We start from the raw sequence: 10,110 nt of genomic DNA, 5'->3' as shown, positions 1-10,110 counted from the left end.
GCGGGAGGCCGTTACGGCGTGTCTTGGACACTCAACTTCGCCCGCGCTCGCGTCAGTCGGGCGCCCAGCCGAGGAGGGGGCCCAGTCGGCCCGCGATGTCCTCAAGGATCTGCGCGTAGTCGTCGGGGGCGAACGAGAACGGCAGGGCGAAGGCGGCCTCGTCAACCTCGGGGAACGCCCGCGACGAGAGCAACCGCTCGGCGATCTGCTCCGACGTGCCGACGAGATCCTCGGCGAACAGCATCCGGCGCGGACCCTGAGGGATGCCGACGCGCCCGCGTCGCGCTTCGGCATAGGCCTCGTAGCGTCGACGCTGATCGGGCGTGGCCGAGTCGGTCGGCACGACCACCAGACCCTGCGAGACCCGGGCGGTCTCGCCGGCGGGGTGCGTGTCGCGGTAGAGGCGGATCTGCGCGTACTGCTCGGCGTCGAAGTCGGTCGATGTCGTCGACTGGATCACACTGCTGGTCAGGAGGTGGAAGTCGTTCTCGGCTGCCCACGTCGTCGAGGTGGGGCTTCCGGCGCCGTACCAGAGCCGGTCGCTCAGGCCGGGGGAGTGCGGTTCGATCCGCTCGGAATACTCCTCGATGCCCTCGGTGCCGGCGCGGGCACTGACGGGCTCCCCCGCGAGGAAGCGGCGCAGTCGCGCGAGGCGCTCGTATCCGAACTCCTCGTGCTCGACGGTGTCGGGGTACAGAGCCGCCGCGACGTCGTCGAGGCGCGGCGGAGGGCCGACGGAGAACCCCGGTTCGAGGCGCCCGCCCGCCAGCACATCGACGGTCGCGAGGTCTTCGGCCAAGCGGAGCGGGTTCTCCCACCCCAGGGGGATCACCGCGGTGCCCAGCCGGATCCGGCTCGTGCGCTGCGAGGCCGCGGCGAGCACCGCGACCGGGGAAGAGATGCCGTACTGCAGGTGCCGGTCGCGCAGCCACGCGCTGTCGAAGCCGAGGCTCTCGCCGCGCTCGATGATCGACAGGGTGGTCTCGTGCCCCGCCCGCGGGTTCTCGCGGTCGAAGAGACCGATGGTGAGGAAGCCGAGGGAGCGGAGTGCACGGGCCATGTCGGTCACGCTAGCCGCGGCGTCGGCGGCACGGTCGGCGCGCTGTCACGGACGGTCACGCGCGGTCACGCATGAGCGGGCACGCCGTTGAGTGTCCACAACACCCGGACGCGTCAGGAAACTTGTCCGGGTTTCTTGGACACTCAGGGTTGTCCTTCCGCCCGCGCCGTTCTGGGCTCGTGACCGGGGGCGGAGAGGCTCTACTTCGTTTCGTTGGGGTGGCTCGTGTGGACGTGCTCGAGCCACACCGTGCGGCCTTCGACGAAGAACCAGACGCGCGCGCCACCCTTGAGCGTCGGCTTGTGCTGCCATCGCTCGTGGGTCACACCCGCACGTGTGATGGTTCCCAGTTCGCCTTTCAGCCGGTAGTTCGTCGGTGTCGTCGTCAGCGGGGTTCGCGTGAGGAAATCCCCGCAGTCGGCCATGGCGTTGCGAACCGTCGCGACCAGGTCTTGCCAGCCGCGCCGGGCATCCACCGTCGCGAATCGAACCTCGTACTCGATCTTCTTCGGAGGGCGCGGAACGACCTCGCCGCGCTTCGAAGCTGCCATGCTCAGGGACGCTCGACTGTCTCGCCGTCGTCATCGAGCCAGTCGACCACCGTCGTGCCGAGCCCGGCGGCGACGGCGACCGCGGTCTCTTTCCACGAGCTGAGTTCCGCGAGCGCGAGGTGAGGCTGATCGGTCGCAAACGATGCGCGCGCGGCATCGACGAGGTCTTGTGCGCATTGCGTCCGATCGGCGCTCGAGAGCGCCAGCATCCACGGAAATGTCCTCGCCATGCGCTCGTCCAATGGCCCGTCGTCGTCGAGGGTCACCGTGATGAGCTGCGCCGCGAAGTTCAAGAGCTGTGCCCGGGCGTTCGCCTCGCGCTCGGACATGAGAACGAGCGTCTGCCCGTCGCGTCGCGTGACGGTGATGGGGTGATCTTCGGCTTCGGCGAAGACTTCGGCCGAGTGCTTGCTGAGATCGGACGACCGCCGCGAATGAGCGGGGAGGAATGTCGCGGTACCCATGCCCCTCATTGTATTCCGAATGCATTCGGAAGTCGAGGCGCAGGCGGGAGCCCGGTTCGCTCGCGCTCAGGCCGGCGTGCGCACCGACGCGAACTTGTTTCGCCGACGCAGCGCGAAACCGAGCTTCTCGTACGCCGCGATCGCGTTCACGTTCGATGCCGCCGCGTGCAGCAGCGCCCGGTCTCCGCGCTGCTGGATGTGGAAGGCGACGTCGAGCACCAGGCGCGAGGCGAGGCCCTGGCGCCGGTGATCGGCATCCACCGCGACAGCGCTGATCTCGGTCCATCCCGTCGGGTGCAGGCGCTCGCCGGCCATGGCGACGAGCCGACCCTCACGACGGATGCCGATGTACCGGCCGAGCTCGTAGGTTCGGGGCCGGAACGGGCCGGGCTGATTGCGGTCGACGATCGCGATCATGTCGGCGGCGTCGTCCGCGCCCAGCTCGACCGCCTCGTCGTCGGGGCGGGTCTTCAGTGCGTCGGTCTCTACGAGCTGGACGCCTTCGCCGCCGCCGAGGTACTCCCACCCGTCGGGAAAGCCGCCCTCGTAACCCGAGAGTCCCACGTCGGCGCCGGGGCCGACGAGGTCGCGCAGCGCGTCCCAGATGCCGGGTTCGTCCCACGAGCGCACCGCGACGAAGGGCGCGACGTCGGCGGGATACCGGCGCACGAGGTCGCCGCCGATCGCGAACGAGGAGTGCGGGCCCGCGAGCGAGTGCCAGGCGGCGTTGTCGAGGACGGTGGCGTCGGCGTGCGGGATGTCGAGGGCGGGAGCGGTGGTCACCGAGACACTCTGCGCCGGTCGTTGCCGTCACGCAAACCGGGGGCCTCTCTGGGCCGGTCGTCATGACGGGGCGTGACGCCGCGCGACGCCGTGTGTCAGGCGCCGGCGCCGCGGCGGCGAGGTCGGCGCATGCTGGAGGGGTGGCATCCGGTCCGCCAATCACCCGAGGAGAACGATGACCCGAGTCGACACCTCGACCCAGGTCGACGCACGACCGATCGCGTGGACGATCGAGCGCGTCGACTGGGACGACGAGCGAGCGGTGGCGCTGCGCGCGGCGATGGACGACGAGATCGGCCCGCGGTACGCCAAGGTGTTCGCGGCGTTCGACGACGAGACGGCCGCGCTGCTCGCGGAGGACTTCGCGGTCGACCCGGCCACGATCGTCGACGTGATCCTCGTGCTCGACCCCTCGGGGGAGCCGGTGGGTCACGCCGCTCTTCGCGCCCTCGACGACGACCTCGAGGTCAAGCGCGTGTTCGTCGATCGCCGCGCGCGCGGGCGCGGGGCGAGCCGCGCGCTCATGGCCGAGCTGGAGCGCCTCGCCCGGGCGCGCGGGGCCGAGCGCCTCATCCTGCAGACCGGTGATCGGCAGCCCGAGGCGATCGCGCTCTACGAGCGGATCGGCTACCGCGCGATCCCGGTGTTCCCGCCGTACGTGCGGTTCGCGGGGTCGCGGTGCTTCGCGAAGGCGCTGAGCACCGCCACGCGGTGAGCCCCGGGCCGCGGCCGGAACGGCGTTCGCACCCGCGCTCCTCGCGCCTCCTGCTCGCGCTCACTGCTCGCGCTCACTGCTCGCGGCGAGGAGTTCGCCGGTGGCGGTGGCGTGGGCTCCATCAGCCAGAGCGGTCGGCGTCCACTCCACCGGGAGGGCGGGTTCACGCGGCGAGGTGAGTGCGGATCCATTCGTCGAGGGTCGTCGTCGAGATGCCGTGGCGCTCGTTGTAGGTGTCTGCCTTGTCCCACGCGACACCGCGGCCCTGAGCGAAGGCGGCGCGGTACTTTCGGGTCATGTTGTCGGGGTCGGCAGCCAACTCGGCCATGAGGGTCGGCTCGGACCATACGCGGAGGTCGAAGGGTCGACCCAGGACCGTCTCGAGGGTGGTGGCCAGCTGGCCGTACGAGATCGTGTCCCCCGCGACGTAGACGATCTCGTTGCGGATGCGCGGCGCAGCGAACACAGTGTCCGCCGTGAGGGTGCCGATGTCTTCCGGGGTGGTGACCGTGACGGTCGTATCCGTCGTCCCGAGCGCGTTGACGGTGTCGTGAGCGAGGTCGACCATGCCGGAGTCGGCGTCGAAGAGGTAGTTCATAAACATGCCGGTGGAGATGATCACCCACTCGGTGTCGTGCTGTGAGCGGAGCAGGTCGCGAACGTCGAGTTGGGAGTCGAAGATGTCTTGCGGGCTGCCGCGACCGATCACGTCGAAGTCGACGCCGAACTGCCACGGGAAGTACCGGGGCAACTCCGCGCGAAGCGCCGCACGCGCCACCTTCATCGGCGTGTCGAGACCGGCGGTGATACCGGTGCAGCCGATCACGGTGTCGTAGTCCCGGAAGATCCGGGCGAGGTCGTCGACAGTGTTCGTCACCAGATCGCCGTGGACGATGCTGATTCCGAGCTGACGGATCTCCGCCAGATCGCGCTGTTTCGCGGGTGCGGGCGATTCCGTGGTGGTGCTTCGCAGGAGCACGTCGATCGAGGAGCCCTCGACCGCGGTGGCACGTCGGGCGACGTTGCGAAGAACGGGCATCCCGAGCTCTCCCGCTCCGATCACGAGGATTCTCCGTGACTGTCCATCCCAGCTGCGCATGGGTTCTGCTCCTCTCATCGGTCCCGGCGGTCGGGACCCTTCACTCGCAGAAAGGCTAAACTTTGACATCACTGTCAAGGTCAAATCAAGGCGCGTCGGGGTGGTGCGGCATGAAGATCAGCGAGGCGGCAGAAGCGGTCGGAGCGCCGGCGCGCATGCTGCGCTACTACGAACAGCAGGGCCTCATCGCCGCGTCGCGCGCGGCGAACGGGTACCGGGACTACTCGGATGAGCAGGTCGAGCATGCCCGCCATGTCCGCGCTCTCGTCGAGGCGGGCCTTTCCACCCGGATGATCAAGATCGTCTTGAACATCGAAACCGCCGGACCGGCGAAGCGTGCCGAAGCGGCGGAACTCGCGCGAGAGCTCCGCGTCGTGGAGAACCGGATCGTGTGCCTCGAGAGAAGTCGAGATGCGGTGATCTCGTACCTCACAGGTGCGGGCTATTCGGACCTCCTCGCCAACGCGCGTCGCTCATCCGCGTGAGAGATCGACCCGAAGAAGCCTCAGCTTTGCAGCGCTCTCGGGTACTTCGCGCGATCCGGCCGAGCGGTTGCCTGCGCGACGTGCCCGCGATCAACAGCGTCAGAACGCAGTGAGAGTGTTACGCAGGTGTTCCACCTGCGGCGTCGCGCCCAGGTGAGGGCCGATGAGTTCTCGCCAGCGAGAGAACGCCGCAGAGGCGCGGAAGCTCTCGTGATCGTCGATGCTTTCCCAACCGACGAAGAGTCGGTAGGTCTGCGGGCTCTCCTCCGAGGACTCCAGCCGGAGCGTCCGTGCCCCGCGCGCCCGCTGGAACAGCGGGGCGGCCTTCGCCACGGCGGCCTCGAAGTCTTTCTCGTGACCGGGCAGGACGTCGATGGTCGCCATCTCGGTCACCATCCGTACCGAGCCGGCAGCGGTGTCGGCGGATTCGGCATCCACTCGTCCGTGTTCCCCGGACGCGGTGAGGGTGCGGGTGGCATCGAGCGATCCGTACGTCCAGAAGATCCTCATCTCCTCCGTGTCGGAGGCGTTCTCGAAGTGGTGGGCGACGTTGGCGGGCACGAACGTGGTGTCGAACGTGTTCAGCGCGGTTCGCTCTCCGTCGATGTCGACGACGGCGCGGCCGGCGATGACCATGACCGACTCGGCGACGTTGTGCGTGTGGTGGCCGATTGCGGCACCGGGCTCGAAGATCGTGACGCCGTTGAGGTAGGTCGTCGCGCCCCGAGCAGCGGTGACGAGAGGGATCGTTCGGGCGCCGCCGCCGCGGTTCTTGGAAGGGAGCTGCTCGGGGCGGAAGACGTGCGCGGGCTGGGAGGTGATGCTCTCGATGCTCATGAGTTACTCGCCGATCTTCTCGCCGGTGGTGGGGGCGGGGGGTTTCGCGGGCCCGATCCACATGGTCTTGACGTTGACGAACTCCCGCAGCCCGTGGACGCCGAGCTCGCGGCCGTAGCCGGACGCTTTGATGCCGCCGAAGGGCAGGCGCGCATCGGAGGCGACCATACCGTTGACGAACACCGCTCCCGCGTCGATCTCTCGCACCAGGCGCCGGGCGAGGGCGAGGTCACGGGTCCACAGGGCGGCACCGAGACCGTACTCGGTGTCGTTGGCCAGTTCGATCGCGTGCGCGGTGTCGCGTGCGCGGATGATGGCCGCAACGGGCCCGAACGTCTCTTCCTCGAACGCGGTGTCGCCCGGGCGAACGTGGTCGATGACCGTGGGCGGGTAGTAGAACCCGGGACCGTCGAGCGGAGCACCGCCGAGCTTGAGCACGGTGTTCTCGTTCTCCAGTGTCCGCAGCACCTGCTGGTGCAGGTCGTCGCGCAGGTTCGCCCGCGCCATCGGCCCGATGTTCGTGTCGTCCTCCATCGGGTCGCCGACCTTCAACGCCGACGCGTGCTCGACGAAGGCCGCGACGAACTCGTCGGCCACCGCCTCCTCGACGATGAAGCGCTTGGCGTTGACGCAGCTCTGGCCGACGTTGGTGAAGCGCGCCTTCACCGCCACTTTCGCCGCCTCGGCGATGTCGGCGTCCGCGAGCACGATGAAGGGGTCCGACCCGCCGAGCTCGAGCACCTGCTTCTTCAACGCGGTGCCTGCCTGCGACGCCACGATCCGGCCCACCTGCGTCGAGCCCGTCAGGGTGACCGCGGCAATGCGGTCATCGTCGATCAGCGCCTTCACGTCGCCGGCATCGATGAGCACGGTCGTGCACAGGCCCTCGGGGGCGCCGGCCTTGCGAACGATCTCCTCGACCGCGAGCGCCGCCTCGGGCACGTTGTTGGCGTGCTTGAGGAACGGCGCGTTCCCGGCCGCCAGCGCGGGGGCGGCGAAGCGGAAGAACTGCCAGAACGGGTAGTTCCACGGCATGATCGCCAACACCACCCCCAGCGGGTCGAACACCACCGCGCTCTCGCTCGCGTTCGAGTCCACCCTCTCGTTGGCGAGGAATTTCGGCGCGTGAGCGGCGTAGTAGTCCAGCGTGACCGCGCACTTCTCGATCTCTGCCCGCGACTCGGCGATGGGCTTGCCCATCTCGCGCGTGATGATCTGCGCGTACTCCTCGCTGCCCTCGCGCAACACCTCCGCGATGCGGCTCAACAGCGCCGTGCGCTCCTCGACGGGGGTGCGCCGCCATGCGCGCTGAGCGGCAGCGGCCGCGGCCAGCTTCTTCTCGACCTCGTCGGGGGTGTGCAGATCGAAGGATGCGACGACCTCTTCGGTCGCGGGATTCACCGAGGTGATGGCCATGGTGGTGCCTTTCTGTGATGCGGGGATTCAGAAGAGGGGGTAGGCGATGAAGCCGCCGACGGCGAGCATGACCAGCGCGACGATCGTGCCGCGCCAGATCACCTTCTTAAAGTGCTCTCCGAGGTTGACGTTCGCGAGACCGATGAGCAGCAGGAACGACGCCACGAGAGGGCTCGACTGATGCAGGGCCTGACCGACGAGCGAGGCACGCGCCATCTCGACCGGTTCGATACCGAAGTGCCCTGCGGTCTCGGCGAGGATCGGCAGGACCCCGAAGTAGAACGCGTCGTTGGTCATGATGAAGGTCAACGGAATGCTCAGGATGCCGGCGATCACCGCCATGAACGGTCCGAGCACGGGCGGGATGACGCTGACCAGCCAGGCGGCCATCGCCTCGACCATTCCGGTGCCGCTCATGACACCGGTGAGCACGGAGGCAGCGAACACCATGCCGACGACGGAGACGATCGACGAGGCGTGCGCTTTGATCTGCGCGGACTGTTCCTGAACTCGCGGGAAATTGACGACCAGTGCAAGGGCGGCGGCGACGAGGAAGATGACGACCGGCTCGGTGATGTCCATGACGAGGGTGGTCATGACGGCGAGTGTGAGCACCAGGTTGAACCAGATGAGCTTCGGGCGGGCGTTCGGCCGGTCGAGGATGTTCTTGCCCTCGTCGTCGACGGGAACGGCGAAGTTGTTGGTGACGACCACCGAGGAGTTCCACGTCGGAGCGGCGTCCTCCTGAGCGCTGCGGTCTCGGAACCGACGCGAGGAACCGGCCCGGATCTCTTCGCCGACGGCATCCGCTCGTCGGAGGAAGCCCGGGGACTCGGTCAGTTCGAGACGGCCGAGGCGCTTCGTTTCGGAGCGGCCCATCAGGTAGGCCAGGACCAGGACAGCCCCGATACCCGCCGCGATCGAGGGGATCATCGGCACGAAGATGTCGATGGGCGACACGTTCAGCGCAGCGGCCGCCCGTGCGGTCGAGCCGCCCCACGGCACGGTGTTGAGCACACCGTTCGACATCGCGGCCACCACGGTGAGGATCACCGGGCTCATGCCGAGACGCAGGTAGATCGGCAGGAATGCCGAGGTGACGATGATGAATGTCGTCGATCCGTCGCCGTCGAGCGACACGATCGACGTCAGAAGCGCGGTGCCCACCACCAGCCGCGTGGGGTGGTTGCCGACGAAGCGCAGGATGAGCCGGATCAACGGGTCGAACAGCCCGACGTCGATCATCGTGCCGAAGAACATGATCGCGAAGAACAGCAACCCGGCGGTCGGCGCCAGCTTGAGGAACGACTCGATGATCATGTCGCTCAGGCCGAGACCCGCGCCGGTGAACAGCCCGAAGATGATCGGCACGAGGATCAGCGTGGCTATGGGCGTGGCGCGCTTGGTCATGACCAGTGTCATGAACACCGCGATCATCGCGAAGCCGAGTACTACGAGCATCGTCGCTCCTTCGAGTGTGTGGGAGGTGGCGGCGGTGCCACTCCTAAGAGTTATACACGTGGGTATACCTGTTGGACAACTATGCTGGTCGTATGGTCGAAGAAATGGGCGCCTGGCGGGGAAAAGCCGACAGGGTGTACGCGCAGCTTCGCCACGACATCGAGACGGGCGTGTTCGCGCCGGGCCAGGCCCTGTCGGAGATCGAGCTCTCGACGCACACCGGCGCCTCGCGCACGCCGGTACGCGAGGCCATCCGCCGCCTCGCGGCCGAGGGGCTCGTGGATCTCGAGCCGCGGCGCGCCCCCACCGTGTCTCGGATCTCGCTGCGCGGCGCACGCGCGCTCTTCGACTTCCGTCGGCTCATCGAGCCCGAGGCCGTGCGGGCGGTGGCGCAGAAGGCCGAGACGAACCCCGCCTTGCGGGACGATCTGCTCGCCCTCCTCGACGCCTTCCACACGATGCGCGGGGTCCCTTACGACGAGACGTTCGCGGAGCAGTTCCGTCGAGCGACGGCGGAGTTCGACCGCATCGTCGCCCTTCACACGCCCAACAGCTACCTCGCCCGCGCCATCGCGGATCTGCGTCCGCACAGCGCCCGGCTGCGCTACATCGCGCACGGCGACCGGTCCCGCCTGCAGGAGTCGGTGAACGAGCACATCGCCATGTGCACCGCCATCATCGACGGCAACCCCGGCGCAGCTGCCGCGGCGATGACGACGCACCTGCATCACGTGGACCAGGCGATCTTCCGGCAGCTCCTGGGGGGCGAAGCCGGAGAGATCCTGGTCTCCTAAGCGCGCTCGGCGAACAGGCGCCGGCCTTCGGTGATGGTCTGCGAGCCCGGCACCACCGTCTCGGCGACGGCCGTTTTCCACGCGCCGTAGTGCGCCGCGCTCCGGTGTTCGACGACGAACGCCTCCCGATCGCGGTAGATCTCGTAGAACGCGAAGCGCTGGCGCTCGGGGTCGAGTTCGATCACATCGAACGAGAAGCACCCGGGCTCATCACGTACGGTCGCCTCCGCATTCGCCGCGATCGCGCGACGGAACTCCTCCACCTTTCCCGGAAGCACTTCCAGTTCGACCCAGACGGCGTGCATAGCTCCTCCTTGGAGATGATGATCGCCTCGTAGTGTATACCTGTAGGTGTACACCGCTTCCGAAAGGCAGATCATGGTTGCTCAGCCTGCGCACCCCGATACCCTCACCGCGACGCCTGATTCCACGGCCTCCACCGCCG

At 68.1% G+C, this 10,110-nt stretch carries 12 protein-coding genes; 3 read left to right on the top strand and 9 right to left on the bottom strand.

The window, feature by feature from the left end; all coding sequences use genetic code 11:
- Positions 1 to 52: 52 nt before the first annotated feature.
- The 4 genes from P2P98_RS07740 to P2P98_RS07725 form a co-directional block, all read right to left on the bottom strand.
- Positions 53 to 1,060 (bottom strand): LLM class flavin-dependent oxidoreductase, encoded by a 1,008-nt coding sequence (locus P2P98_RS07740; protein WP_275798729.1) that lies wholly within the window; start codon positions 1,058 to 1,060, stop codon positions 53 to 55.
- Between the two features lie 200 nt (positions 1,061 to 1,260).
- Entirely contained in the window at positions 1,261 to 1,611 is a 351-nt protein-coding gene (locus tag P2P98_RS07735; RefSeq protein ID WP_275798727.1) for a hypothetical protein, read from the bottom strand.
- A gap of 2 nt (positions 1,612 to 1,613) precedes the next feature.
- Positions 1,614 to 2,075, bottom strand: a complete 462-nt coding sequence (locus P2P98_RS07730; RefSeq protein ID WP_275798725.1) for a prevent-host-death protein — start codon at positions 2,073 to 2,075, stop codon at positions 1,614 to 1,616.
- Positions 2,076 to 2,141: 66 nt separating this feature from the next.
- On the bottom strand, positions 2,142 to 2,858 hold the full coding sequence (locus P2P98_RS07725) for a GNAT family N-acetyltransferase (RefSeq protein ID WP_275798723.1): 717 nt from the start codon (positions 2,856 to 2,858) through the stop codon (positions 2,142 to 2,144).
- A 175-nt stretch (positions 2,859 to 3,033) separates the two neighbouring features.
- Here P2P98_RS07725 and P2P98_RS07720 point away from each other — a divergent pair, with 175 nt between their 5' ends.
- On the top strand, positions 3,034 to 3,573 hold the full coding sequence (locus tag P2P98_RS07720; RefSeq protein WP_275798721.1) for a GNAT family N-acetyltransferase: 540 nt from the start codon (positions 3,034 to 3,036) through the stop codon (positions 3,571 to 3,573).
- A gap of 163 nt (positions 3,574 to 3,736) precedes the next feature.
- Here P2P98_RS07720 and P2P98_RS07715 read toward each other — a convergent pair whose 3' ends face one another.
- Positions 3,737 to 4,672 (bottom strand): aromatic alcohol reductase, encoded by a 936-nt coding sequence (locus P2P98_RS07715; RefSeq protein ID WP_275798719.1) that lies wholly within the window; start codon positions 4,670 to 4,672, stop codon positions 3,737 to 3,739.
- Between the two features lie 110 nt (positions 4,673 to 4,782).
- Between P2P98_RS07715 and P2P98_RS07710 the strand changes: the two genes are divergently transcribed.
- On the top strand, positions 4,783 to 5,157 hold the full coding sequence (locus P2P98_RS07710; protein ID WP_275798717.1) for a MerR family transcriptional regulator: 375 nt from the start codon (positions 4,783 to 4,785) through the stop codon (positions 5,155 to 5,157).
- Between the two features lie 99 nt (positions 5,158 to 5,256).
- On the opposite strand, the gene P2P98_RS07705 is transcribed toward P2P98_RS07710, so the two are convergent.
- The 3 genes from P2P98_RS07705 to P2P98_RS07695 are packed head-to-tail and all read right to left on the bottom strand — an operon-like array spanning position 5,257 to position 8,871.
- Positions 5,257 to 5,994, bottom strand: coding sequence for a cupin domain-containing protein (locus tag P2P98_RS07705; protein WP_275798715.1), 738 nt, complete (start codon positions 5,992 to 5,994; stop codon positions 5,257 to 5,259).
- 3 nt (positions 5,995 to 5,997) lie between these two features.
- A complete protein-coding gene (locus P2P98_RS07700) occupies positions 5,998 to 7,410 on the bottom strand; it encodes an NAD-dependent succinate-semialdehyde dehydrogenase (RefSeq protein ID WP_275798714.1) in 1,413 nt (470 codons plus the stop codon).
- A gap of 27 nt (positions 7,411 to 7,437) precedes the next feature.
- Positions 7,438 to 8,871 (bottom strand): SLC13 family permease, encoded by a 1,434-nt coding sequence (locus P2P98_RS07695; protein ID WP_275798713.1) that lies wholly within the window; start codon positions 8,869 to 8,871, stop codon positions 7,438 to 7,440.
- Between the two features lie 92 nt (positions 8,872 to 8,963).
- On the opposite strand from P2P98_RS07695, the gene P2P98_RS07690 reads away from it, so the two are divergent.
- The gene (locus P2P98_RS07690; protein ID WP_275798711.1) at positions 8,964 to 9,665 is read left to right on the top strand and encodes a GntR family transcriptional regulator; all 702 of its coding nucleotides are present in this window, start codon (positions 8,964 to 8,966) and stop codon (positions 9,663 to 9,665) included.
- Here the strand turns inward: P2P98_RS07690 and P2P98_RS07685 are convergent.
- Positions 9,662 to 9,970: a putative quinol monooxygenase gene (locus tag P2P98_RS07685; RefSeq protein ID WP_275798709.1), complete on the bottom strand. Its 309-nt coding sequence runs from the start codon at positions 9,968 to 9,970 to the stop codon at positions 9,662 to 9,664. The genes P2P98_RS07690 and P2P98_RS07685 overlap by 4 nt on opposite strands.
- Between the last annotated feature and the right edge of the window lie 140 nt (positions 9,971 to 10,110).

The sequence above is a fragment of the Microbacterium sp. Kw_RZR3 genome (genome assembly GCF_029222405.1).
In the GTDB taxonomy this organism is placed as follows: domain Bacteria; phylum Actinomycetota; class Actinomycetes; order Actinomycetales; family Microbacteriaceae; genus Microbacterium.
This window is presented reverse-complemented; position numbering and strand designations above follow the sequence as displayed.